20 protein-coding genes and 1 other RNA gene are annotated in these 25382 nt (G+C 71.8%); 5 read left to right on the forward strand and 16 right to left on the reverse strand.

Going from position 1 to position 25382, the window contains the following annotated elements; all coding sequences use genetic code 11:
- Positions 1-113 precede the first annotated feature (113 nt).
- The 5 genes from FS641_RS01730 to glnA all read right to left on the reverse strand — a co-directional run bounded on the left by FS641_RS01730 (position 114) and on the right by glnA (position 9531).
- Entirely contained in the window at positions 114-1550 is a 1437-nt protein-coding gene (locus tag FS641_RS01730; protein WP_144758979.1) for a UDP-glucose/GDP-mannose dehydrogenase family protein, read from the reverse strand.
- Complete coding sequence (locus FS641_RS01735; RefSeq protein ID WP_144758982.1) at positions 1547-3055, reverse strand: glycoside hydrolase family 26 protein; 1509 nt, start codon at positions 3053-3055, stop codon at positions 1547-1549. The genes FS641_RS01730 and FS641_RS01735 overlap by 4 nt, the downstream gene beginning before the upstream one ends.
- Entirely contained in the window at positions 3048-4688 is a 1641-nt protein-coding gene (locus FS641_RS01740; protein ID WP_144758985.1) for a glycosyltransferase family 2 protein, read from the reverse strand. The genes FS641_RS01735 and FS641_RS01740 overlap by 8 nt, the downstream gene beginning before the upstream one ends.
- A 506-nt stretch (positions 4689-5194) precedes the next feature.
- The gene (locus FS641_RS01745; RefSeq protein WP_186317526.1) at positions 5195-8149 is read right to left on the reverse strand and encodes a bifunctional [glutamine synthetase] adenylyltransferase/[glutamine synthetase]-adenylyl-L-tyrosine phosphorylase; all 2955 of its coding nucleotides are present in this window, start codon (positions 8147-8149) and stop codon (positions 5195-5197) included.
- 44 nt (positions 8150-8193) lie between these two features.
- A complete protein-coding gene (gene glnA, locus FS641_RS01750) occupies positions 8194-9531 on the reverse strand; it encodes a type I glutamate--ammonia ligase (protein ID WP_144758988.1) in 1338 nt (445 codons plus the stop codon).
- A gap of 61 nt (positions 9532-9592) precedes the next feature.
- On the opposite strand from glnA, the gene FS641_RS01755 reads away from it, so the two are divergent.
- A complete protein-coding gene (locus FS641_RS01755) occupies positions 9593-11344 on the forward strand; it encodes an NAD+ synthase (protein WP_144758991.1) in 1752 nt (583 codons plus the stop codon).
- 100 nt (positions 11345-11444) lie between these two features.
- Here FS641_RS01755 and FS641_RS01760 read toward each other — a convergent pair whose 3' ends face one another.
- A complete protein-coding gene (locus FS641_RS01760) occupies positions 11445-11624 on the reverse strand; it encodes an SPOR domain-containing protein (RefSeq protein WP_144758994.1) in 180 nt (59 codons plus the stop codon).
- A 165-nt stretch (positions 11625-11789) separates the two neighbouring features.
- Between FS641_RS01760 and map the strand changes: the two genes are divergently transcribed.
- The 3 genes from map (at position 11790) to rnpB (ending at position 14059) form a co-directional block, all read left to right on the forward strand.
- The gene (gene map, locus FS641_RS01765; RefSeq protein ID WP_144758997.1) at positions 11790-12653 is read left to right on the forward strand and encodes a type I methionyl aminopeptidase; all 864 of its coding nucleotides are present in this window, start codon (positions 11790-11792) and stop codon (positions 12651-12653) included.
- Positions 12654-12668: 15 nt separating this feature from the next.
- Complete coding sequence (gene ppgK / locus FS641_RS01770; protein WP_144758999.1) at positions 12669-13418, forward strand: polyphosphate--glucose phosphotransferase; 750 nt, start codon at positions 12669-12671, stop codon at positions 13416-13418.
- Between the two features lie 284 nt (positions 13419-13702).
- Positions 13703-14059: RNase P RNA component class A (gene rnpB, locus FS641_RS01775), an RNA gene on the forward strand.
- A 68-nt stretch (positions 14060-14127) separates the two neighbouring features.
- Here rnpB and FS641_RS01780 read toward each other — a convergent pair.
- The 10 genes from FS641_RS01780 to FS641_RS01825 all read right to left on the reverse strand — a co-directional run bounded on the left by FS641_RS01780 (position 14128) and on the right by FS641_RS01825 (position 24435).
- Positions 14128-14862, reverse strand: a complete 735-nt coding sequence (locus tag FS641_RS01780) for a zinc ribbon domain-containing protein (protein ID WP_144759002.1) — start codon at positions 14860-14862, stop codon at positions 14128-14130.
- A gap of 2 nt (positions 14863-14864) precedes the next feature.
- Positions 14865-15719, reverse strand: a complete 855-nt coding sequence (locus FS641_RS01785) for a Nif3-like dinuclear metal center hexameric protein (protein ID WP_144759005.1) — start codon at positions 15717-15719, stop codon at positions 14865-14867.
- A 36-nt stretch (positions 15720-15755) separates the two neighbouring features.
- Entirely contained in the window at positions 15756-16808 is a 1053-nt protein-coding gene (locus tag FS641_RS01790; RefSeq protein WP_144759008.1) for a hypothetical protein, read from the reverse strand.
- Between the two features lie 129 nt (positions 16809-16937).
- A complete protein-coding gene (locus tag FS641_RS01795) occupies positions 16938-17483 on the reverse strand; it encodes an alpha/beta hydrolase (RefSeq protein ID WP_144759011.1) in 546 nt (181 codons plus the stop codon).
- 36 nt (positions 17484-17519) lie between these two features.
- Positions 17520-18479: a helix-turn-helix transcriptional regulator gene (locus FS641_RS01800; RefSeq protein ID WP_144759014.1), complete on the reverse strand. Its 960-nt coding sequence runs from the start codon at positions 18477-18479 to the stop codon at positions 17520-17522.
- Between the two features lie 90 nt (positions 18480-18569).
- A complete protein-coding gene (locus FS641_RS01805; RefSeq protein WP_260855597.1) occupies positions 18570-18977 on the reverse strand; it encodes an ATP-binding protein in 408 nt (135 codons plus the stop codon).
- A gap of 11 nt (positions 18978-18988) precedes the next feature.
- Positions 18989-19327, reverse strand: coding sequence for an STAS domain-containing protein (locus FS641_RS01810; protein WP_144759020.1), 339 nt, complete (start codon positions 19325-19327; stop codon positions 18989-18991).
- A 74-nt stretch (positions 19328-19401) separates the two neighbouring features.
- Complete coding sequence (locus FS641_RS01815) at positions 19402-20604, reverse strand: Bcr/CflA family efflux MFS transporter (RefSeq protein WP_313957788.1); 1203 nt, start codon at positions 20602-20604, stop codon at positions 19402-19404.
- 285 nt (positions 20605-20889) lie between these two features.
- Entirely contained in the window at positions 20890-23547 is a 2658-nt protein-coding gene (locus FS641_RS01820; RefSeq protein WP_144759026.1) for a phosphoenolpyruvate carboxylase, read from the reverse strand.
- Positions 23548-23760: 213 nt separating this feature from the next.
- The gene (locus FS641_RS01825; protein WP_144759029.1) at positions 23761-24435 is read right to left on the reverse strand and encodes a heme oxygenase (biliverdin-producing); all 675 of its coding nucleotides are present in this window, start codon (positions 24433-24435) and stop codon (positions 23761-23763) included.
- Positions 24436-24526: 91 nt separating this feature from the next.
- Between FS641_RS01825 and FS641_RS01830 the strand changes: the two genes are divergently transcribed.
- The gene (locus FS641_RS01830) at positions 24527-25366 is read left to right on the forward strand and encodes a siderophore-interacting protein (protein ID WP_144759031.1); all 840 of its coding nucleotides are present in this window, start codon (positions 24527-24529) and stop codon (positions 25364-25366) included.
- The last annotated feature ends 16 nt before the right edge of the window (positions 25367-25382 follow it).

Raw genomic sequence — 25382 nt, forward strand, 5'->3', positions numbered from 1 at the left:
AACCGTCGCTGAGGGCGTGAGGAGGCAGCGGCGCGTCCCGCCGGGATCCACCGCAACCGCCTGGAGGCCCGGTGCCGGTCCGTCGGACCGGCACCGGGCCTCCAGTGCGGTGCTCAGCGCGCCGTGACCAGCACGTCGCTCGCGCCGGCGGCCATGCTCGCGGGCGTGTCCACGACCGGGGTCGGACGGCCGAGCGAGCGGACGGTCCACCCGGAGCGCACCCAGTCCTCGACCGGCAGGCAGTTGCGCGCGTCGATCACGACCTGGCGGCCGACGAGGGCGGCCAGCTCCGACGGGTCGGCGCCGACGATCTCGTCCCACTCCGTGAGCACGAGCACGACGTCGGCGCCCTCGAGCGCCTCCGTCATCGACCCCGCGTAGCTCAGCGTCGGGAACAGGCGCTTCGCCGTCTCCACCGCCTCGGGGTCCCACAGCGTGACCTGCGCACCGCGGAGGTGCAGCGCAGCGGCGACGTTGAGCGCCGGGGAGTCGCGCACGTCGTCGGTGAGCGGCTTGAACGCCGCGCCGACGACCGCGATGCGCCGGTTCAGCACCGAGCCTCCGGCGGCGTCGATCGCCATGTCGATGACCCGCTGCCGCTGGCCCATGTTGATCTCGTCGACCTGCTGCATGAGACCGACGACCTGCCCGGCGCCGATCTCGTTCGCACGGTGCATGAGCGCGCGGATGTCCTTCGGCAGGCACCCGCCGCCGAACCCGAGTCCGGCGTTGAGGAACTTCCGGCCGATGCGGGCGTCGTGCCCGAGCGCGTCGGCGAGCGTCGTGACGTCGGCCCCGGTGATGGCGCACATCTCGGAGATGGCGTTGATGAACGAGATCTTCGTCGCGAGGAACGCGTTCGCGCTCACCTTGACGAGCTCCGCGGTGGCGAGGTCGGTCGTGATGACCGGGGTCCCCTCGCTGATCGGTGCCGCGTAGACCTCGCGGATCACCGCGTCGGCAGCGGCGGATGCCCCACCCCAGACCAGCCGGTCCGGGTGCAGGGTGTCCTCGACGGCCTTGCCCTCGCGCAGGAACTCGGGGTTCCAGATGAGCTCGGCGGTGATCCCGCTCGGCGCGAACTCCCGGACGATGCCGCGCAGCCGTGCCGCGGTGCCGACGGGCACGGTCGACTTGCCGACGATGAGGCCCGGGTGGGTGAGGTGCTCAGCGACGCCGCGGGTCGCGCTCTCGACGTACGCCAGGTTGGCGGCGTGCGATCCGGCCTTCTGCGGGGTCCCGACGCACACGAAGTGGACGTCAGCCGCGGCCACCGCCGCGGCGATGTCCGCCGTGAACCGCAGTTTGCCGCTGGCGACGTGCTTGGTGATGAGCTCCGGCAGGCCGGGCTCGTAGAACGGCACCTCGCCGGCGGAGAGCGCGGCGAGCTTGGCGGGGTCGACGTCCACGCCGATCGTCTCGAAGCCCATCTCGGCCATCGCTGCCGCGTGGGTGGCACCGAGGTAGCCGGTGCCGATCACGCTGATGACGGGTGCCGGACGGACGTCCTCGGCGGTGGAGGTCACGGTGTTCTTCTTCGGAGTGCTCACGGGGTCACCTTCTGCAGGTCGTAGTCGATGTCGGTGCGCGCGATGCCCTGGGCGAATGCCTGCAGGCTGTCGGAGCGCGAGTTGAGTCGCCAGTCGTTGGTGGAACGGGTGCCGTCGACGATGGTCGTCGCGGTCTCGCTGAAGTACGCGAAGCCGATGACGTCGTCGTTGGCGGGGTCGGCGAGGGCGTCGAAGAGGGACGTGATCCACTTCGCCTTCTGCCCACCGGAGGCCGAGCCACCGGTCTCCGTCGCGCCGATCTCGCTGAGCAGGACGTGCTTGTCCGGTGCCACCTGCCGGAGCTGCGCGAGCGTCCGGCCGAAGGTGTTCGCGAAGGTCGGGTCCTCGGTCACGGTCCGGTAGTAGCCGCTCATCCCGACCCAGTCGACGTCCGCCGATCCGGGGTAGTACTCCTCGAGGTAGTCGAGCGTCTGGTACTTCGTGTTGCCGAGCTTGTCGATGCGGCTCGGGGACCAGTTCCAGACGACGTAGTCGTTCGCGCCGTTGGCCTGGAAGACGTCGTGCACGTGCTGCCACATCGCCACGTAGGAGCCCGCGGCGTTCTGCTGCGCCGACCCTTCGGACCAGTTGTACCAGGAGCCGTTCATCTCGTGGTCGAGACGGATGACCATGGGCTGTGCGTTCGCCGCGACCGCCTTGGCGTACCGGGTCAGGTAGTCGTCGAACGCACCGGACGCGATGTCGTGGTTGGTGTAGCCGGCGACGTACTTCGCGTCGTTGCCGGTGCCGGCGGGGACGGTCTCCCAGGTCATCATCGGCAGGCGGCCGTTCGCCCACGACCGCTGGACGGCCCCGGCGTTGAAGTCCTGGTCGAAGCCCTGGAAGAAGCCGACCATGTTCGTGGCCGTGCCGACCTGTTGCGACACCTGGTCGTACTCGGACCAGTTGAACGGCGACTGCTCGGTGTAGAGGCCGTACCAGCGCGTCGGCTGGTCGAGGATCTGCTGCTTCGTGGGCACGGCCACCGGTGCGGGGCCGGGGTCCTTCGACGGGCCGGTGTTCGGCTTGGTCGCGGCACCACCGGAGGCGACCGTGTGGGTCCCGGAACCAGAGCCTCCGGACTTGGACGCACCGGACGAACCGCCGGCGGACGAGCCGGACCGGCTGGCGGCCGCGGCCTGCGCTGAGCCGAGTTGCGACTGCAGTGAGCTGATCTGCGCCTTGAGCTGCGCGACCTGGTCGCCGCGCGAGCCGGACTGGGCCGTCGTGGACTTGAGCTGCCCCTCCAGCTTCCAGATCTGCTGCTGCGCCGCGGTCAGCTTCGTCTGCAGCGCCTCGGCGTCTGCGGCCTTCTTCTCGGCCTTGGTCTCGACGCCGAGGGCGTGGTGGACGGCCGTGGCGACGGGGCTGGACGGCGAGATCCAGACCGACCAGGTGATGAGTGCGAGCGCCAGGACGATGGCCGTCGTGCCGATGGCGGTGCGCTTGGCGTGCTTGCTCGACGGGGCCCACCAGGAGCCGTTCGAGCGGAAGAGGTCAGACAATGGTGAGGGCCTCCAGGACGAAGATCGCGATCCCGATGCCGTACGGGATCGCCGCGTAGGGGTTGTAACGACGGGCCTTCGCCCGCGCGCCGGCAGCGACCGGAGCAGCCGAGACCGCTGGTGCACCCGCGGCGGCGGCCGCGGCCGACCGGCGCGTGGCGAGCACCGTCGTGGTCGAGTTGGTCGTGACGTCGAGGCCGTCGAGACCGCGTGCTGCCGGTCCGAACAGGTCGTCGAACGCCCGGTCCGCAGCGAGCTGCTCGTCGTCCACGCGGCCCGTCCCGTGCTGCCCCTCGGCACCGAGGCGGTCCACGGACCGGTCGACGGGGCTGACCGGCGTCTGGGTCGCGACGGCCTGCGGCTGCGCGGGATCGGTCTCCATCGGACCGCCGGCGTAGGCGCCGGCTCGGGTCCCCCAGCCGCTGGCGTGTGCCAGACGGAAGAACCCGATGAGCCGGATCGGCATCAGGAAGAACGTCGACACGATGATGAACATCGGCAGGCGGAAGAAGTCGCTCGGCTTCTCCGCCAGGTGCCGCATCTGCCGGATCGCCATGCTCAGCACGCTCGACACGACCATGAGCGCCGCGACGTAGACGAACCCTGTCGAGAAGCCGTACTGGTGGAGGATCCCCTGGTACAGGTTCTGGCCCTGCCCGGTCAGTGCGCGGTAGACCCACCCGGCGATCACGCCGAAGAGCATGAACGGCAGGATGATGTCGGTGATGAAGAACAGTGCCAGCACCGGCGCGTGGCCGAGCATCCACGGCATCATCCGCAGCGTGTTGTACTGCGAGCCGCGTGCCCATCGGAGCTGCTGCTTGAACAGCTTCTTCACCTGCAGGGGCGCGTCCGTGTAGACGAGCGACGTGTACTGGTAGACGGTCCGGTAGCCCTCCTTGAGGGTCAGGTTCGTCAGGGTGCGGTCGTCGGAGACCTCGAGGAAGACGCCGAGGAACTCCTCGTGCATGAACCGGTCCATCACCCGGGCGAGGATGCTCCGGCGGAAGGCGATCGTCCGACCGGGCAGGCAACCGATCTGCCCGAGGACGCTCTGCGCGGGCATCGAGTACAGCGCGCGGGAGTTCTCCAGCCAGTCGGCCCAGCGGGTGATCCAGGAGCGGGTGGGCTCGAGGATGCGCTGGCGGGTGGTCACACCACCGACGGACTCGTCGGCGAACGGCTTGAGCAGTTCCTCGAGCGTGCCCGGCGTCCACACCGTGTCCGAGTCGACGAGGACGGTGATGTCCCCGGTGGACATCTCGGTGCCGACCTTGACGGCGTTGCGCTTGCCGGGGATCGGCGTGTGGGTCCAGCGGACGAGGGGCGCGAACTCGTCGCAGACCTCCTCGAGTGCCTCGTTCCGCTTGCCGTTGATGACGACGATGATCTCGCCGGGGCGCTGCTCGACCATGCGGCCGATCACGTCCCGGAACAGGTCGAGCGGCTCGTCCACGACGGGGACCACGACGCTCGTCGTGCCGGTGTAGGTGCCGGTGAAGGGGCGGTACCGGGCGGACAGCACGACCTTGAGCAACCAGAGCAGCCAGATCACCGCGGAGTACACGGCGAAGAGGTAGAACTCGGGGTGCCCGTCGACCATCTGCCGGATCTGCAGAATGAAGGTGAACATCGATCCCTGCTTCAACGTTCGGGGTGGAGATTCCGCGTCATCGGGAAATCGGGGGTCGGTTCGGGTGAGGTCCATTGATGCACCTCACGAACCCCCTCGGCAACGTGCCCCCCATCCGGGGGCAGACACTCCGACGAACGGGGTACACGACGGTCCCCCTCTCGGACCACAGGGCGTGTCCCCCCGGGTGCTGTCAGCACATGTGCGGACCGCGGGGATCCTGCGGGTCCGCCCAGCACGGCCCGTCATCTGCCGGGAGGCTCGCAGCACCTCCGCAGGAAAACCCAGGTCAGCGACGGGTCACCTGTGGCACCGTCGATGCGTCGGGAACGTCCACGGGTGTCGGTCCGGCATCGGGTCGCCACCTGTCCGACAGGTGATGCCGAGTTGGCCGGCGGGGTACAGCCGTCCGCGAACGGGGGACGATCCACGAAACGGAGATTTAACCTCCGACGACATCTCGACTTCGACCCGACGAGCTCACCTCGGGCGTGTCGCGGCCGGCGTCAGACGCCGTAGAACTCGCGCTCGAACACCTGGCGGGCCCGCCGGGTGACGCCGAGGTAGTCCTCCTCGAGCTGCGACGCCGACCCCGGCGGGTACTCCATCAGCCGGGCGACGCCCTCGAGCTGGGTGCGCTCGACCGGCAGCACGTCGGTCGTCCGGCCCGACCAGAGCACGAGCGCGCTGCGGGTCCTGGACGCGAACCGCCACGCAGCCGCGAGCCGTTCCCCGTCCTCCGGAGCGACGAGACCGGCCGCGACGGCGCCGTCGAGCGCGTCGAGCGTGGAGGTCGTGCGGAGCGACGGGACCGTCAGGGCGTACTGCAGCTGCAGGAGCTGGACGAACCACTCGACGTCGCTGAGCGATCCACGACCGAGCTTGAGGTGGCGGGCGGGATCGGCGCCACGGGGCAGCCGCTCGGACTCGACCCGTGCCTTGATGCGTCGGACCTCGCGGACCTCGCGCTCCTCGATGTGGTCCGGGTAGCGCGTCCGGTCGGCGAGGTGCTCGAAGTCCCGGAGCAGCCGTTCGTCGCCGACGGCACCCCGGGCGCGCAGGAGCGCCTGGGCCTCCCACGTGAGCGACCACCGGGCGTAGTAGGCGCCGTAGGACTCGAGCGTGCGGACGACCGGCCCGTTCTTCCCCTCCGGCCGCAGGTCGATGTCGAGGTCGAACGGGTAGATCGCGTCGTCCGTGAGCCGCCCCAGTTCGCGGACGATCTGCTGCGCGGCGCGCGGCGCGGTGTCGGCGAGGTCCTCGGGAGCGCGGTACACGTACAGGACGTCCGCGTCGGAGCCGAACCCGAGCTCGCGGCCGCCGTACCGGCCCATGGCGATGATGCCGAACTCCAGACCAGCGGGAGCGTCACGACGGGCGAGTTCGAGTGCGCCCGTCAGGGTCGCCTCGGTGATGTCGCTGAGTGCCGGACCGAGCTGGTCGACGTCGAGGCGTCCGAGCGTCGCCGCCATGCCGAGCCGCAGGGTCTCCCGGCGCCGCACCGACCGGATGAGCGACGCGGCCGCCGCGACGTCGTCGCCGTGCCGGGCCGTCGTCGCCCGGACCTCGGACAGCAGCGACGCGATCGGCCTCGGCTGCAGGAGCGACTCCGGTTCGTCCAGCCACGCGACGGCCTCGGGGAAGCGTTCCAGGAGCCCGGAGAGGAACGCCGACTCGGACAGCACCGTCGTCAGGCTGTGGGCCGCCCCGGACGAGTCGCGGAGCATCCGGAGGAACCAGCTCGACTCCCCGAGGGTGTCGCTCAACCGCCGGAAGGCGAGCAGCGCCCGGTCCGGGGCCGGTCCCTCCGCCATCCAGCGGAGCAGCACCGGCAGGAGGTTGCGTTGGATGGAGGCGCGACGGGACGTGCCGAGCGTCAACGCCCGGATGTGCGCCAGGGCGCCGTCCGGGTCGGCGAACCCGATCGCCCCGAGGCGGTCACGCGCCTGGTCGCTCGTCAGGACGATGTCGCCGTCGGACGCCGCCACGGCCGACAGCAGCGGGCGGTAGAACAGCCGCTCGTGCAGCCCGCGGACCTCGAGCTTCACGGCCCGCCACCGGGTCTCCAGCGCTGCGGCCCCCGCCGCGAACCCGCTCGAGCGCGCCAGGACCCGGAGCTCGTCCTCGTCGACGGGCATCAGGTGGGTCCGCTGCAGTCGGCGGAGCTGGATCCGGTGTTCCAGCACGCGCAGCAGGGCGTAGTCGGGCCCGAACCGCGCCGCCTCCGGTCGCCCGACGTACCCGGCGGCGGTGAGGGCGTCCATCGCCTCGAGCGTCGAGCGGACCCGGACGCTCTCGTCGTCCTGTCCGTGCACCAGCTGCAGGAGCTGCACGGTGAACTCGACGTCGCGGAGGCCCCCTGGTCCGAGCTTGAGCTGACGGTCGACCTCGGCGTCCGGGATGTTGTCCGTCACGCGCTCCCGCATCCGCTGCACGGACTCGACGAACCCCGGCCGCTTCGACGAGTTCCAGACGAACGGGGCGACCGCGTCGGTGTACCGCTCCCCGAGGTCCGCCGACCCGGCGATCGCCCTGGCCTTCAGCAGCGCCTGGAACTCCCACGCCTTCGCCCAGCGCTCGTAGTACGCCACGTGGGAGTCGAGCGTCCGGACGAGCGCACCGTCCTTGCCCTCCGGGCGGAGGTTCGCGTCGACCTCCCACAGCGCGGGCTCGACGGCGAGGTCGGTGATGACGTGCGTCGCGGCGATCGCGATCCGGGTGGCGATGCGCACGGCCTTGTCGGTGTCGACGGTGTCGTTCGGTTCCGTCACGAAGATGACGTCGACGTCGCTGACGTAGTTCAGCTCGCGCGCTCCGGCCTTGCCCATCGCGATGACCGCGAGCGGGGTGGCGGCCACGTCGGCGGCGGGGAACGGGACCTCACGGCGGGCGACGTCGACCGCGACGTCGAGCGCCGCGCCGGCGAGGTCCGCGAGTCCGGCGGCGACGGCGGGGAACGCCGCGGTCGGGTCCGCGTGCAGGACGTCGAACAGCGCGATCTGCGCGAGGTGGCGTCGGTAGCGGACCCGGAGGCGGAGGCGGGCGTCCTCGCCGGTGGCACCGTCGACCGCCTCGGTCAGTGACGCGGTGTACCGCTGCTGGGTCCACGGAGCCCCGACCGGCTCGAGGAACAGCGCGAGCTCGGCCGGACGACGCTGCAGGAACTCCCCGAGCCCGACGGACGCGCCGAGCAGCCGAACGAACCGCTCCGTGGCGGCGTCGTCCGCCAGGACGGCGCCGACCTGGGTCGGGTGCTGCTCCATGAGCCGCTCGGCACGGCGGAGCGCGCCGTCGGGATCGGCCGTCGCCTCCCACAGCGCCGGCCGGTCGCTCACCGGCAGCCGCATGGCGGAGCCGAACCGGGCCTCCAGGGCGGCGAGCCGTTCCAGGCTCTCCGAGAGCTCCGCGAAGCCCAGCCGGGCGAGCTCGGAACGCGACGTCGTCAGTCGCCCTGGTGACACGAGTCCTCCTGGTGGTGCGCCCGGCGCTGCGCTGCCTGTGTGGGCTAGAGCATGCCGAGGTTGGTGTCCAGCTCGAACGGCGTGACCTGGTCGCGGTACCGCTTCCACTCCTGCCGCTTGTTGAGGAGCACGTAGTTGAACACCTGCTCGCCGAGGGTCTCCGCGACGAGCTCGGAGTCCTCCATCAGCGACAGCGCGTGGTCGAGGCTCGCCGGCAGCTGCGCGTACCCGAGGGCCTTGCGCTCGGCGTCCGTCAGGCTCCAGACGTTGTCCTCGGCCTCGGCGGGGAGCTCGTAGCCCTCCTCGATGCCCTTGAGCCCGGCCGCGAGCATCAGCGAGTACGCCAGGTACGGGTTCGCGGCGGAGTCGATGCCGCGGTACTCGATGCGCGAGGACTGGCCCTTGTTCGGCTTGTACAGCGGGACACGGACGAGCGCGGAGCGGTTGTTGTGGCCCCAGGTCACGAAGGACGGGGCCTCGTCGCCGCCCCAGAGACGCTTGTACGAGTTCACGAACTGGTTCGTGACCGCCGTGATCTCGGGCGCGTGCCGGAGCACACCGGCGATGAACTGGCGGGCCGTGGTCGAGAGCTGGTACTCGCCGCCGGCCTCGAAGAAGGCGTTCTGGTCGCCCTCGAACAGGGAGACGTGCGTGTGCATCCCGGAGCCGGGCTGGCCGGAGATCGGCTTCGGCATGAACGTCGCGTAGACGCCCTGCTCGATCGCGACCTCCTTCACGACGGTGCGGAAGGTCATGATGTTGTCCGCCATCGTCAGGGCGTCGGCGTAGCGGAGGTCGATCTCGTTCTGCCCTGGACCGGCCTCGTGGTGGCTGAACTCCACGGAGATGCCGAGGTCCTCGAGCATGCGGACGGCACGGCGGCGGAAGTCGTGCGCGCTGCCGCCGGGGACGTTGTCGAAGTAGCCGGCCTGGTCGACGGGCTTCGGGCCGCCGTCCTTCCAGTCGCGGTCCTTGAGCAGGTAGAACTCGATCTCGGGGTGCGTGTAGAACGTGAACCCGCGTTCGCTCGCCCGCGCCAGGGTCCGCTTCAGGACGTTGCGGGGGTCGGCCACGGCGGGCTGACCGTCCGGGGTGGCGATGTCGCAGAACATGCGGGCGGTTGGGTCGATCTCCCCGCGCCACGGCAGGATCTGGAACGTCGAGGGGTCCGGGTGCGCGAGCACGTCGGCCTCGTACGAGCGGCTCAGGCCCTCGATGGCGGAGCCGTCGAACCCGATGCCCTCGGCGAACGCGCCCTCGACCTCGGCAGGGGCGATCGCGACGGACTTCAGCGTCCCGATCACGTCCGTGAACCAGAGTCGGATGAACTTGATGCCCCGCTCCTCGATGGTGCGGAGCACGAAGTCCGTCTGCTTGTCCATGCACGCCCTTTCCGCGTTCCACCACGGTCGTCTGGCGACCGTGGTCAATAGGCTAGTGCTCATGCCCCGTCTCCGCTTGGCACTCGCCCAGACGAACCCGGTCGTGGGCGCCTTCGCCCGGAACGCCGCCGAGGTCCTGCAGGCAGTCCGCTCCGCGGCGGCCCGCGGCGCCGACCTGGTGGCCGTCGGCGAGATGGCGATCTCCGGGTACCCGATCGAGGACCTCGCGTCCCGGCCGTCCTTCCTCCGGGCCGCACGTGCCGCGGTGGAGACGCTCGCGGTGCAGCTCGCCGACGCCGGACTCGGTGCCGTCCCCGTCGTCGTCGGTCACCCGGACGGGCCCTTCGAGCCCCGCGCGGTCGACGTCAGCACGGCGCCGACGGCGATCGCGAAGAACTGCGCCAGCGTGCTGCAGCACGGGCGCGTCGTGGCCACCACGGCGAAGTACCACCTGCCGAACTACTCGGTGTTCGACGAGTACCGGGTGTTCATCCCGGGCGACGACCTCCTCGTCGCCCGGATCGCGGACGTCGACGTGGCGATCATCATCTGCGAGGACCTCTGGCGCGACGGCGGCCCCGTCGCCCGGGTCCTGGACGCCGACGCCGGACTGCTCCTCGTCGTGAACGCGTCGCCGTGGGTGGCGGACAAGGACGAGGTCCGGCTCCCGCTCGTCACCCGGCGCGCGACCGAGTCCGACACCGTCGTCGCGTACGTCAACATCGTCGGCGGGCAGGACGACCTGGTCTTCGACGGCGACTCGGTGGTCGTCGACGAACACGGCACGGTCCTGGCCCGGGCGCCGCAGTTCGCCCCGCACCTGCTCGTGGTGGACATCGACCCCGCGCCGGCCACCGACCCGGTGGTCACCGAGCGGGTGCAGCGGGTGTCGCTCGACACGCCGGACACCACGCCCGGCGGCCGGTTCCCCGAGGGCGGGCGGCCGGCGCTCCCCCGCGACGTCGCCGTCCCGCTCGACGACACCGCGGCCGTGTGGGAGGCGCTCGTCCTCGGCACGCGCGACTACGTGGTGAAGAACGGCTTCCGGTCGGTCGTGCTCGGCCTCTCCGGTGGGATCGACTCGGCGGTGTGCGCGGCGATCGCCGTCGACGCCCTCGGACCGGCGAACGTGGTCGGGGTCTCGATGCCGTCGCGGTGGTCGTCGTCGCACTCGCGGTCGGACGCGGACGACGTCGCCGCGCGGCTCGGACTGCGGTACCGGACGGAGCCGATCGCCGACCTGGTCGCCCCCTTCGACGCCCAGCTCGGACTGACCGGCCTGGCCGCCGAGAACATCCAGGCGCGCGTCCGGGCGCTGATCCTGATGGGGCTGTCGAACCTCGACGGCCACCTCGTGCTCACGACGGGCAACAAGACCGAGCTCGCGGTGGGCTACTCCACGATCTACGGGGACTCCGTCGGCGGCTTCGCCCCGATCAAGGACGTGCCGAAGACGATGGTGTGGGAGCTCGCCCGGTGGCGGAACCGGCTGGCGGCGTCCCGCGGCGAGACCGAGCCGATCCCGGAGAACTCGATCACGAAGCCCCCGTCGGCCGAGCTCCGCGACGGGCAGGAGGACCAGGACAGCCTGCCGCCCTACGAGGTGCTCGACGCGGTCCTCGACCTGTACGTGACACAGGCCGAGGGCGCGGCGGACATCGTCGCGCGCGGCTTCGACGCGGCGACGGTGGCCGAGGTCACGCGGCTGGTGGACCGCTCGGAGTGGAAGCGGCGGCAGGGAGCCATCGGGCCGAAGATCTCGGGCATGGCCTTCGGACGTGACCGGCGCCTGCCGATCACCTACCGGCCCTGACCGGGCTGGTCGGCGGACCGATCACGTCCGGATTGCGCCCCGCTGCGCACATCGCACCCCGTCGCGACGGGGTGCGATGTCCGCGCCGGGGTGCGACGCGTCAGGCGTCCTCCTCGTCCCACTGCTCGTTGTTGGCCTTGATGCGGTCGAGGGCGTGCTCGGCCTCCTCGCGCGTCGCGAACGGGCCGATGCGGTCACGCTGCGGGGACTGCGGGCCCTGCTCGACCGTGTGGGTCTTGTCGTTGAACCACCACTGGGACTCGATGCGCTCGTCGCTCATGCCGCCCACCGTACCCACCGACGCGCACGTCGGCTCGGACCCGGGTGCCCGCCTGGAGGCCCGGCGCCGGTCCCGCTGACCGGCACCGGGCCTCCAGGCGGTCGCCTGCTGCGCACGCGGCGACCCCGACCGCGACCGGTCCGTGGCCTGACTAGACTCGTGGACATGCCCCGGGACGAACACGGACACCTGACCGCCGGCCGGATCGGACCGCAGCGGAGCGTCCCGAAGGACATCGAGCGTCCCGAGTACGTCGGCCGGGTCGAGCCGCACGAGCACGGACTCGGCGACACCTACTCCCCAGATGAGGTCGAGCGCATCCGCGCCGCGGGACGGATCGCCTCGCGGGCGATCGACGCCGTCGGTGCCGCCATCCGGCCCGGGGTCACCACGGACGAACTCGACCGCATCGGGCACGAGTACGTCGTCGGCCACGGCGCCTACCCGTCGACACTCGGCTACCGGGGCTACCCGAAGTCGCTGTGCTCCTCGCTCAACGAGGTCATCTGCCACGGCATCCCGGACGACACCGTGCTGCAGGACGGTGACATCGTCAACATCGACATCACCGCGTACAAGGACGGCATGCACGGCGATACGAACCGCACGTTCGTCGTCGGGACCGCGGCACCCGAGGTGCAGGACCTCGTGACACGCACCGAGGAGGCGATGAACCGCGGCATCCGCGCCGTCGCTCCCGGTCGGCAGGTCAACGTCATCGGCCGCGCGATCGAGTCGTACGCCAAGCGCTTCGGCTACGGCGTGGTCCGCGACTACACCGGGCACGGGGTCGGTCGTGCCTTCCACTCGGGGCTGATCATCCCCCACTACGACGCGCCCCAGTACGACACCGTCATCGAGCCCGGCATGGTGTTCACCATCGAGCCGATGCTCACGCTCGGCGGGATCGACGCCGACATCTGGGCCGACGACTGGACCGTCAGCACCCGTGACAAGTCCTGGACCGCACAGTTCGAACAGACCCTCGTCGTCACGGAGCGTGGCGCCGAACTCCTGACCGTCTCCTGAAAGGCACCGCTCCTCATGACCTCACTCGCAGTCGGCGTCGACATCGGCGGTACGGGCATCAAGGGCGCGATCGTCGACACGACGACCGGTGAACTGACGACCGACCGCATCAAGAAGGCCACCCCCGAGGGCGGCAAGCCCCACGACATCGTCGCGGTCGTCGTCGAGATCCTGCAGGAGCTCGGGCCGGACCAGGACGTGCCCGTCGGCGTCTGCTTCCCGGCGGTCGTCCGCGAGGGCAAGACCATGTCGGCCGCGAACGTGTCGAAGAAGTGGATCGGCTTCGAGGCCGAGGCGCTCTTCGAGAAGGAGCTCGGCCGCTCCATCCACTTCGTCAACGACGCCGACGCCGCCGGGTTCGCCGAGCAGCAGTTCGGTGCCGCGAAGGGTCGGGACGGACTGGTGATAATGACCACGCTCGGCACGGGCATCGGCACGGCGCTGATCAACGACGGCGTGCTCATCGTCAACGCCGAGCTCGGTCACCTGGAGATCGACGGGGTCGACTACGAGACGAAGGCGTCCTTCGCGGCGAAGGAGCGGGACGACCTCTCGTGGAAGCACTGGGCGAAGCGCCTGCAGAAGTACTACTCGCGGCTCGAGGCCCTGCTCTCCCCGGAGCTCTTCGTCGTCGGTGGTGGGGTGTCGAAGCAGTACGAGGAGTTCCTGCCGCTGCTCGACCTGCAGGCGGACATCATCCCCGCCACGCTCCGCAACAACGCGGGCATCATCGGCGCGGCGACCCTCGCGGAGATGTCGAAGTAACGCTGCCGGTCCGGGGCCACGGCGCGGGTCGGCGTGCGTCGGACGTTGTCGTCGCCCGTCGCCCGCTGCCCGCTGCCCGCTGCCCGTCGCCCGCTGCCCGTCGAGGTTCCACGACTCACCGCCCGCGCTCCGTCCAGGTTCCACAACTCGCCGGCCCGGCCCGTCGAGGTTCCAGAATTACGGAACCTCGACGGGCGACGGGCCAGGGCCCGGGCCAGCGCGATCGGGTGGGGTCCCAGAATTACGGAACCTCGACGTGCCACCGGTAGACTCGGGCGTGCGAACGGGTCGGTGAGACGGTCGCGTCGCTCCCCCGGGAGCGCCGAGGAACGTCCGGGCTCCACAGAGCAGGGCGGTGGGTAACACCCACCCGGAGCAATCCGCGAGACAGTGCCACAGAAAGCAGACCGCCGGTGGCGACACCGGTAAGGGTGAAACGGTGGTGTAAGAGACCACCAGGGATCCGGGTGACCGGATCCGCTCGGTAAACCTCGCCCGGAGCAAGGTCAGACAGAGGACGTCGAGGCTGCTCGCTGAGTCCTCGGGTAGACCGCTGGAGGCCGACGGCAACGTCGGTCCGAGAGAGATGGCCGTCACTTCCGTCAGGAAGGACAGAACCCGGCGTACGGCCGGCCCGTTCGCATCCACGGACACGACAGGAGGCCCGGTGCCAGCTGGCACCGGGCCTCCTGTCCGCCCCGGCGTCGGTCTACAGACCGGACTCCTTCGTCCGGACCAGGATCGCCTCGCTGTCCGGGCAGAGGACGACGTCGTCCGGCGCCGCTGCCCGGACCGCCTGCAGGTCGGCGCCCGTGAGCGTCACCCCGGACGCCGTGGACACGCCGCCCTGCAGCAGCGACGCTCCGAAGCCGTACCGCGCGCGCTGCCGCTCGTACAGCGCCAGCAGGTCCTCGGGGACCTTGGCCGCGACGTCCGCACGGCTCTGGGTCACGGCCTCCCGGTCGGCCTGGAGCCGCACGATCTCGGTGTCGCGTTCGGCGACGAGGGCGCTCCGCTGGGCCTCGACGTCGGCGAGCTCCGCCTCGACGTCACCGACCCGCGCGCGGAGTCCGTCGAGCGTCTCCATGATCTCGAGCTCGGACGTCTCGAGGTCGCCGATGCGCCGCTGCAGGGACTCGAGTTCGCTCTGCAGCCCGGCGGCGTCCTTCGCACTCGAGACGTGCTGCAGCATGGTCGTGTCCCGCTCGATCCGCGCCTGCGCCGTGGCGGTGTCGGACTCCAGGCGCGCGAGGTCGCGCTCGGCGTCCTCGACCCGCCCGGTGGCGGCGACGAGGTCGCTCCGGAGGCCGGCGGCCCTCGTTCCGAGCTGGGTGAGCTTGTCGCCCTTCTGCAGCGCGCTGATGCGGTGGGCGATGCGGGTGATGTCGTTGTCCAGACGCTGGACGTCGAGGAGGATGACCTGGTCCTCGGGTGCTGCCTTCATGGTCAGGCTCCTTCGCTGTGGTGCTCGGTGGTGGGGGCTGGTGCGTTCGGCAGGACGGCGAAGTCCCACGGGTCGGTGCGGAGGTCGCTCACGGTGACGCGGACCCCGGCCGCGCGCCGGAGCTCCGCTGCGGCGACGTCGAGCCAGAGCCACTCGGTCGCCCAGTGCGAGGTGTCGATCAGTGCGGGACCGTCGGCGAGGGCGGCCTGTTCGCGGAACTCGGACGCGGGGTGGTGTCGGAGGTCACTCGTGACGTAGACGTCGGCGGCCTGCACGAGCGGGTTGCCGAGGAGCGAGTCACCGGCGCCCGCACACAGTGCGACGGTGCGGACGGGCTGGTCGTACGCGCCGGAGACCCGCACGCCGGTGGCGGTGGGCGGGAGGACGTCGACGATCCGCCGGGCGAGCGCCCCGAGCGTGATCGGTTCGGCCAGGACGCCGACGCGCCCGAGACCGACCCCGGGCGACGCCCCGGGCTCGAGCGGGCGCTGCTCGGTCAGACCGATCCGGTCGGCGAGCACCGCGGACGTGCCGGTGGCGACGACGTCGGCGTTCGTGTGCGCGGCGAGGAGCGCGCAAGCGCCGCGGATCAGCGTCGCCAGGACGGACCCCTTCGCGGTCGTCTCCGCCACGGTCGTCACGCCCCGGAGCAGCAGCGGGTGGTGCGTGAGCAGCAGGTCCGCGCCGACGGCCACGGCTTCACGCGCGGTGTCCGGCACCGCGTCGACCGCGAGGTGCACGTGCTCGACGCCCTGGTCCGGGTCTCCGGACACCAGGCCGACGGCGTCCCAGGACTCCGCGCCGGAAGCAGGCCAGAGGGACTCGATCACGGCCTGGAGATCGCGGAGCGTCGGCATCCGGTCAGTCTACCGAGGAGCGGCGGACCGCCGGGTTCAGCGGCGGAACAGGCGGAGCACCGCGGCGACGGTGCGCGCCCACCAGCCGGACGGGCGATCCGTCTCGGCGACGTCCGCCCGAAGGGCCGCCTCGGTGGTGACGACGGTGGGGAGCTCGGCCGCCTGCTCCTCCGGGAACACGACGGGCGTACCGTCCGTCGCCGGCACGTGCGCGCGGAGGACCGCGGCGAACGCGTCCCGGTCGACGACCGTGGGTCCGGTGACGGGCTGGACGAGCGGGGTGGGTCGCGTGTTCGCGGACACCGGCGACACGGCCGGGAGGCGCAGCACCGGCCGTGCGGGCTCGTCGCCGCGGGCAGACTCCACGTCCAGGTCCTCGATCCGGTCCGGCGCGACGGGTGCGGCAGTCGGCTGCACGAGTTCGACGGGCACGAGCGCCGGAGCCGCGGTCGGGACGACGACGGTGGTCGGGGCGGTGACGGTCGCCAGGGCTCCGGTGGCGACAGCCCGGCGGCGGGCGGCGCGGTCACGACGGTCGGCCTCGTCCGCGGCGTCGGCGAGCAGGTCGGCGAAGACGGTGCGGGCGTAGGCGCGCGCAGCGTCGACCTCGGGGTCGGCGACGTCGGCGACGTCGGCCTCCCACGCGGTCAGCCGCGCGAGGTCCTCGTCGCGTCGACGGATCTCGTCCTCGAGGACGACGATGCGTTCGAGCACCGGTCGGCCGCTCTGTGCCGAGACCTCGAGCGCGAGCTCGTCGATCCGCAGCGCCAGACGCTCCGGCGGTTCGGGGAACGACGGCGCACAGACCGAGGCGTGCCGACCGCGGTCCCGCGGGCGTCGGAACGCGGTGTCGTCGGAAGCGATCGCGGCAACGGTCGCGGTCGCGTCAGCGGCGTCCGACTCGTCGGTCTCGGACCCGGCGCTGTCGACACCGGTGAGGTCCGGACGCTGCACGGGGCCGGTGACGGGCGGGACGACGAGGTCCGCCACGTACGGCGTCCGGGTCGCCGGTGCGTCACGGAGCCACTCCTCGAGCTCGCGACCGAACGGGTCCACGAGGGGGCTGCGTGCACCGGACTGCGTCTCCATGAGGAGAGTATGAATATCGCGGCGACCGGAAGCGCGGACATCCGCGGAGTGTCGCGGCATCGGGTGGCATGTCGGGCCGAAGGTGAACGGCGTGTCGGGGCGTGCTGCCGGCGATGTCGTACCCGGGCCTCAGAGCGCGGCGGCGAACTCCTCGAGCAGGCGCCGACCGTCCGGCCACTCCCCCACACCGCTCGCCACGTTGACGTGCTGGAGCGGGCCGATCCTGACCACGGACGCGCCGAGTGTCGACGCCATCGCGAGCGCCCGCTCGGCGCTGCAGTACGGGTCGTCGTCGCTGACGACCAGCGTCGTCGGCGTACGGACGACCCCGGTCGGCGCCGTGAACCCCGCGGCGGCCACGGGGAACCCCGGTGCCGCCGGGTCCGGCGGCGCGACGAGGAACGCGCCGGCGACCCGGCCGTCGTCGTGCTCGGTGAGCCAGGACGCCACCGCGAGGACACCGAGACTGTGCGCCACGAGCACCGGCGGCTCCGCGGATGCGGCGACGGCACGGTCGATCGCCGCGGACCAGTCGCGCGGGTCCGGCTCGGACCACGACGTCGGCGCGATCCGGACGGCACGGTCACCCTCGGCACGCTGCCAGTGCGACTGCCAGTGGTCCGCGTCGGAGTTCCAGATGCCGGGCACGATCACCCACGGTCGCGGTCGAGTCACCCGTGCAGGCTACGGGCCGGGACCACCTGGCCGGGGTCAGCGCTGCAGCGTGTCCCGCGGGTACTCGCCGAAGCGGGAGGCGTACGCGGCCGAGAACCGTCCGAGGTGCGCGAACCCCCACCGCACCGCCACGGATGCCACCGTTGCCTCACCGGGGCTGCTGCGCACGAGCTCCTGGCGGATGCGGTCGAGCCGGATGCCGCGGAGCATCGCGTTCGGCGCGGTCCCGACCTGACGCTGGAACGCCTGCTGGAGCCCGCGGACGCTCAAGCCGACCTGGGCGGCGACGTCCGTCGTCGAGATCGGCGTGTGGGCGAAGGCGTGCATGTACTCGACAGCCTCCCGGACCCGGCCCGTCGCTCCCTGGGGCAGGCTGACGTCGGGAGCGAGCACCCGGTGCGGGAAGGTCCGCAGCAGCGCCGCCGCCGTCTGCCGGGACGTCTCGGCGAGCACGAGCGGAGACACGGGTCCCGACCCGAGCACCGTCGCCGCCGCGTCCTGCACCTGGCGGTTCCAGCTGCGGACGTCCTCGGAGGCGAGCGCGGCCGTGTGGTCGAACACGAGCGGCGCCGGCTGCACGCCGTGGAGCTCCGCCGCGACGCCCTCGAGGAACGCGCGGTCGAACTGCACGAGGCTCTGGCGGATGTCCGCGAGCTCGAACGCCCACGGACGGCCCGTCGGGAACATCATCGGCGAGCCCGGCGCCAGCCCGACCTCCTGCTGCCCGATGTCGATCCGTCCACCGCCCTCGGTGGTCCACATCACGACGTACTCGTCGCCGATCTCGACCTCGCCGCGGACACGGGCGTCGAACCGGGTCGACCGGAAGGACATGGCGTCGTCCCCCACGACGCGGAAGCGGTACGAGAAGTCCCGGCCGGTGTGCTCCGCCGCGAACCCGGTGCCCTCGTAGGCGTCCTGGTACATGCGGAGCGCGCTCCCGAGGTCGTCACCAGACGTCTCGAAGCGCATCCTGGGGTCGGACTCGACTGTCATCGACCGGATCGTGACACGACTCGGCCGTCTGAACAGAATCGTTCGGTTTGGCCTGCGGAATCCGGCCCTTCGTGTGCGGTTTCCGGACAGTCAGACCGCGGACCGGCCGCGGCGGACGGTCCAGCGGTTCCGGTCATCGGCACGCTCGTACCGGAACTCGTCGACGACCATCCCGACCAGCGCGAGACCGCGACCGCTCTCGGCGGACGCGTCCGGCAGTGCCGCACCGGCCACGTCGACGTCCGCCGGTCGCCCGTCGTCGGTGAGCCGTGCCTCCAGTCCGTCGGCGGAGACCGCGAGCGCGAGCGAGCAGGCGACGCGCCCGCCACCACCGGCGTGCTCGACGACGTTGGAGGCCAGTTCGACGAGGGCGAGCTCGAAGGCCATGCGGTCCTCGGGGCCGACGGAGGGCTCGGAGCCCCACACCGCGGCGAGGAAGTCGTGGACGGCGTTCACGTCGTCCGGCGGCGAGGCGAAGTCGAGGAGGTGCTCGGCCACGGCGGACCCGCTCATCCCCAGTTGGACACCGCAGCGTCCCCGTCGGGGTACGTGCGGAGGATCTTGTCGATGTTGGACAGCTTGAGCACCATCGAGACCTGGTCGGACGGAGCGGCGATGCGGAGGTCGCCTCCGGCCTGCCGCGCCGTCTTCAGGCACCCGACGAGCGCGCCCAGGCCGGACGAGTCCATGAAGTCGACGGCCGAGAGCTCGACGACGACGCGGTGCCGTCCCTCGCCGACGACCTTCGCGACGGCCTCGCGGAATGCCGGGGCCGACACCATGTTCAGGCGCCCCTTGCACTCCAGGACCGCTGCGTCGGTCTGTGCCTCGTGTACGACGATGTCCATGCCGGTGGTCCTCCCCAGGTCGGTGCACGTACTCACCGGAGACTATCGGTTCCACCCCGTCCGCCGTCGGTGGTTCAGCGACTTCGTCGCGTGGCGACCGCCTGCACGACGACCGCAGCGGCCATCAGCACCACCATCACCGAGCCCATCGCGACCGCCGTGCCGCCGAGGAGCCCCGCGAGCGGCGTGCCGAGCCCGCCGAGGCCGAACGAGAGTCCACCCTGGAGTGCGGCTGCCGTCCCGGGGTGTCGCGCGCCGACGTGCTGCGTCCGGGTCATCGCGGCCGGCAGGACGAACCCCCACGCGCCGGTCACGACGGCGAGCGAGCACCAGACCGGGACCGGGCCGAGGCCGACCAGCGCCGACACCAGGACCCCGGCACCGCCGACCGTGCCGACGACGAGACCGAAGGTGAGCAGGCCGTCCTCGGAGAAGCGCCCGACGACACGGCGGAACACGAGCGTGGTGACGATCATCATCGTCGCGTTCGTGGCGAACACGATCGTGTACAGCCCCTCGGAGAACCCGAACTGCGTCTGGAACACGAACGAACTCGTCGCGATGTACGCGAAGAACCCGATCGTCGAGAGGACCCCGGACACCAGGTAGGCCCGGAACCGCCGGATCGCGAGCAGCTCGCGCATCCGCTGCCAGTTCGCACCGAGGCCCACGCCGCCGCGCACCGCAGGGTCGAGCGTCTCGCGGAACCGGGCGAGCACCATCGCGAAGAACACCGCACCGAGCGCCGCGAGCACGACGAACATGACCCGCCAGGAACCGACCTGCAGCACCGCGCCGCCGGCGAGGGGTGCGACCACCGGGCCGATCGCGTTGATCGCGGCGAGGGTGCCGAACACCTTGGCCATCACGGGCCCCTCGGTGACGTCGGAGACCATCGCCCGACCGGCGACGGCGGCGGCGGCGCCGGCGAGACCCTCGACCACCCGGGCGACGACGAGCGTGACCACGTCCGGTGCGACGGCGCAGCCGAGAGACCCGACGGCGAACAACGCGGTCCCCCAGAGCAGCATCGGGCGGCGGCCGATCCCGTCGCTGACCGGTCCGGCGAGCAGCTGCCCGACCGCGAAGGCGACGAGGAACGCGGTGAGCGACAGCTGGACGGCGCCGGGCGAGGTCCCGAGGTCGCGCGCGATCGCCGGCAGCGCGGGGATGTACATGTCGGTCGCGAAGGGCGAGACGCCGACGATCAGGGCGAGCGGGACGATCGGCGGCAGGGTCGTCGAGATGGTCCTGGGCCGCATGCGCTCCGTCGTCACGGGCGCCACGCTACCCGTCCCGAATCGATTCGACCAGGGCCGGGGTGGGTGCTCGGCCGGGCCGGGCCGGGCCGGGCCGGGCTGGGCCGGGCCGGTCGACTCGGAACGACGTCGTCGCTGTCGTACGACATCGACGGTGTCGTTCCGAGTCCGGGCAACGGGCACGTGCGCGCGGGGCGACCAGCGCACACGAACGAAGCGACGCGGTCGCTGTCGTACGACATCGACGGTGTCGTTCCGAGTCCGGGCAACGGGCACACTCGCGCGACGCCCCCGCGCCGGGGATCAGCCGGTGTTCTGCAGGCCGGCCGCGACCCCGTTGACGGTCAGGAGCAGCAGACGGTGGTCGGCGTCCGTCGGGTCGGTGCTGCCACTCGTGCGGATCGCGCGCAGCGCACGGAGCTGCAGGTGCGACAGGGCGTCGACGTACGGGCTGCGGAGCCGGACGGCACGGGCGAGCACCGGACGGTCGGCCAGGACGTCCTCGCCGCCGGAGATGCGGAGCACCCACTCGCGGGTGCGGAGCATCTCGTCGAGGACCTTCGCCGCCAGGTCGTCGCGGTCGGCGAGCTCGAGGTACCGCCGGGCGATCTGCTCGTCCGTCTTCGCGAGCGACATCGCGACGTTCTTGATCATCGCGCCGAACAGCGGCCACTCGGCGTACGCGGTGCGGAGGAGGTCCTCGTCCCCCACGGCCTCGAGTGCCGAACCCAGGCCGTACCAGCCGGCGAGGTTGATGCGCGCCTGGGTCCAGGAGAACACCCACGGGATGGCTCGGAGGTCCTCGAGCGACTCCACCGAGAGCCCGCGGCGGGCCGGACGCGAGCCGAGCGGCAGGAGTCCGATCTCCTCCATCGGGGTGACCCGGGCGAACCAGGGCGCGAACCCGTCGGCCTTTACGAGGTCGTAGAAGGCTCCACGGGAGACGTCGTCGAGCTGCTGTGCGAGGTCGGCGAAGCGGTCGGCAGCCGCGGCGGTCCTCGCCTCGTTCGACGGCGACGACGCGAAGAGCGTCGCGGACGCCATCTGCTCGAGGTGCCGGGCGGCGATGTCCTGGTCGCCGTACTGGGCGAAGATGACCTCGCCCTGCTCGGTGAGCTTGAGTCGACCGTCGATCGACCCCGGCGGCTGCGCGAGCACCGCCTCGTTCGCGGGGCCGCCGCCGCGCCCGAGCGAGCCGCCGCGACCGTGGAACAGCGTCAGCTCGACCGCGTTCCGACTGGCCCACTCGGCGATCTTCGCCTGCGCGTCGAAGAGGGCCAGGTTCGCCGACACCGGGCCGACGTCCTTCGACGAGTCGGAGTACCCGAGCATGACCTCGAGCTTCCGGCCGGTAGCTGCCAGACGCCGGCGGAACGGCTCGGTCGCGACGGCCTCGTCGAGGATGCCGACGCTGGCGTGCAGGTCGGCGAAGGTCTCGAACAGCGGGATCACGTCGAGCACGGGTGCGGCCTCGACCGACCCGAGCGCGGCCACGGCGAGCTCGTGCACGTTCGCCAGGTCGGCGGCCGACTGGGTGAACGAGACGATGTACCGGTTCGCGGCACGGACCCCGTAGCGGCGCTGCAGCTCGGCGATCGTGCGGAAGACGGCCAGGACCTCCTGGGTGGTCTCGCTCAGCTCGCCGCCGGCGCGGACCTCGGCGAGGGCCGTGCGGTGCACCTGCGAGTGCTGCCGGACCTCGAGCTCCGCGAGGTGGAACCCGAAGGTCTCGACCTGCCAGATGAGGTTCTGCAGCTCGCCGTACGCCGGTCGGGCCGCACCGGCGGCGACCAGCGACGACTGGATCGTGCGGAGGTCGGCGAGGAACTCCTCCGGGCCGCCGTAGGCGAGTCCTGCATCGCCGCGCCGCGTGGCGTCGACCCGCGCCGCGGTGAACAGCAGCGCTCGGCGATGGGTCTCGTTCGGCGCGCGGATGCCGATGCGCTCGGCGATGACCGGGTCGAGGGCCTCCTGCGCGGCAACGAGCGCGGTGAGCCCGGCGTCGGCCGGCGTCTCGGTGCTGTCGAGCGTCAGGGTGCTCCCGATGCGGGTGGCGGCACGGGTGAGGCCGAGCAGGACGTGTTCGGCCGCGATCTCGGCGGCCTGCCGGGTGACGTCGGCCGTCACGTGCGGGTTGCCGTCGCGGTCACCGCCGATCCAGGTCCCGAAGCGCACGAACGCCGGCGCCTTCGCCGGGACGCTGCCGGCGTCCTCGCCGAGGATCCGGTCGTCGAGCAGCCGGTAGACCTGCGGCACGATCTCGAACAGGGTCTGGTCGAAGACGCTCATCGCGGTGCGGACCTCGTCGAGCGGCGTCGGGCGGGTCGTGCGGAGCGGGGACGTGCGCAGGAGCGTCGTGATCTCCTCGAGCAGCCGGCGTTCGTTCTCGGCGAGGGCCGTGGCGTTCTTCGCGCGGTCCCGCTCGTCGATCAGGTCCGTGATGCGGCGGACCCCGGTGGTCACGGCGCGGCGTCGGGCCTCGGTCGGGTGGGCCGTGAGGACGGGGTGGAAGCGCAGCGCCCCGAGCCGGGCAGCGGCTTCGTCGGCGCCGACCTCGTCGACCAGCTCGGCGAACGTCGCGGGGAACGAGTCACCCGCGACGCCGCCGTCGTCACCACGCAGGCGGAGGACCCGCACACGGTGGTGCTCCTCCGCGAGGTTGGTGAGGTGGAAGTAGGTGGTGAAGGCCCTGGCGACCTCTTCGGCACGCTCGGCCGACATCCCGGCGACGACCGCTTCGGCCCGTGCAGCGCCGTCCGCGTCGGAGCCCTCGTACGCCTCGATCACCGCGGCACGGAGCGCCTCGACGTCGCGCAGCAGGTCCTCGCCACCGCTCTCGCGCAGCACGCGTCCGAGCAGCCTGCCGAGGTAGCGGACATCGGCGCGGAGGTCGCTGTCGACCGCGCCGCTCACGTCGTCGCGCGCGCTGCCGAAGCGCGTCGATCCGTCGATCGCCGTCATGGGGTCCTTTCGAGGGTCGCCCGGGCACCACCCCGGGTTCCCAGCAGCGTACTGGCAGCGGAGCGCACGTGACGACGACCGTCCGGCCGGTCTGCCGGTCGGCACCCGCGCAGACGACGACCGTGCAGCGACGCCAGCAGGCGGTCTGCCGATCGGCACCCGCGCAGACGACGACCGTGCAGCGACGCCAGCAGGCCGTCTCCGGACTCCGGCTCAGCGCACCCCGGCGCGCCGGGTGCCGACCGGACCGCGTCGTGCGTCGAGTCCGGCGAGCAGCCCGCGGTCGAGCGTCGACGCGAGCGACACCTCGGCGAGCACACGCTGCCGCTCGACGTCGTCCCACGGCGCCGCGTCGAGCTCCGCGCGGTAGGTGTCCTCGAACGCGTCCGGGTCGGCGACCTGGTCGAAGATGAAGAAGAGCACGCCGTTCGTGTCGAACCCGAACTGGTCGGCGAGGAGCTCCGCCGTCGCCCGGCCACCGGACAGGTCGCCGAGGGACCGCGTGTAGTGGTGGGCGACGAACCCGCCGGGCCAGTGCGCGGCGACCTCGTTGAGCCGACGGACGTACGCAGTGGTCGCGGGCATCGGGCAGACCAGCTCCGACCAGTCAGGCCCCACGAGGTACTCGAGGTCGGCGCGGATGGCCGGCATCCTGGTCAGCTGCGGCGTCACGAAGGGCGCCGCCACGGGGTGGTCCGCCATCCGTTCGGCGGCGCGCTCGAGGGCGTCGTAGACGAACGCGTACTGCCCGAGCAGGTCGGCGTAGTCGGCGACGTCGCACCGACCGCCGACGAGGTCGTCCATGAAGCCGTTCCCGGTCGCAGAACCGGGCGATCGACGAGCGCGCTTCCGCAGCAGCTCGGAGAACGGGGTGACCGGGGCGTCCATGAGGTAAGGCTAACCTCAGTACGCTGGACGTCAAGCGTCGTGGCCGCACCTCCCAGGCGATCGCGACCACCCGAGAGGAACCTGCACCACGATGAGCAAACCGAACCGTCCCCAGCACGTCTTCGTCGTCGACCGGACCGAGCGCCTGTCCCCGCACATGGTCCGCGTCCACCTGGGTGGCCCGGCCTTCGACGACTTCGTCGCCGGAGCCGACCCCGAACGCCTGGCCGCGACGGACCGGTACGTCAAGCTCCTGCTCGCGAAGCCGTCGCTCGGCCTCCAGCCGCCGTACGACCTCGAAGCGCTGCGCGAGACCCTCCCGAAGGCGGACCGGCCGTCCCGGCGCACCTACACCGTGCGGGCCGTCGACACCGCCGCGCGGACCATCGCCATCGACTTCGTCGTGCACGGCGACGAGGGGCTCGCCGGTCCGTGGGCCGCCGCCGCGGCGCCCGGCGACCTGCTCGCGCTCTCCGGGCCCGGCGGCGGGTACACGCCGAGCACCGACACCGCGGTGACCCACGTGCTGCTCGGGGACGACAGCGCCCTGCCCGCGATCGCCTCGGCCCTCGCGGCGATGTCGACGGACGCGACCGGCGTCGCACTGGTCGAGGTCGCCGGGCCCGCCGACGAGCAGGACCTCCCCCACCCCGCCGGTGTGGCGCTCCGGTGGCTGCACCGGGACGCCACCGGCGCCGAGCCGGGCACGCTCCTGCTGGAGGAGACCCGACGACTGCCCCGTGCCTCCCGGCCGGTGCAGGTCTTCGCGCACGGTGAGCGGACCGCGGTCAAGGCGATCCGACGGCTGCTGCAGGACGAGTGGGAACTCGACAAGGCGGACATGTCGCTGTCCGCCTACTGGGCGCTCGGCCGGGCCGAGGACCGCTTCCAGGAGGAGAAGCGCGAACCGATCGGCGTCATCTTCGACTGAGGGGCGGCCGGACTGG

Source organism: Curtobacterium sp. 9128, assembly GCF_007673775.1.
Classification (GTDB): domain Bacteria; phylum Actinomycetota; class Actinomycetes; order Actinomycetales; family Microbacteriaceae; genus Curtobacterium.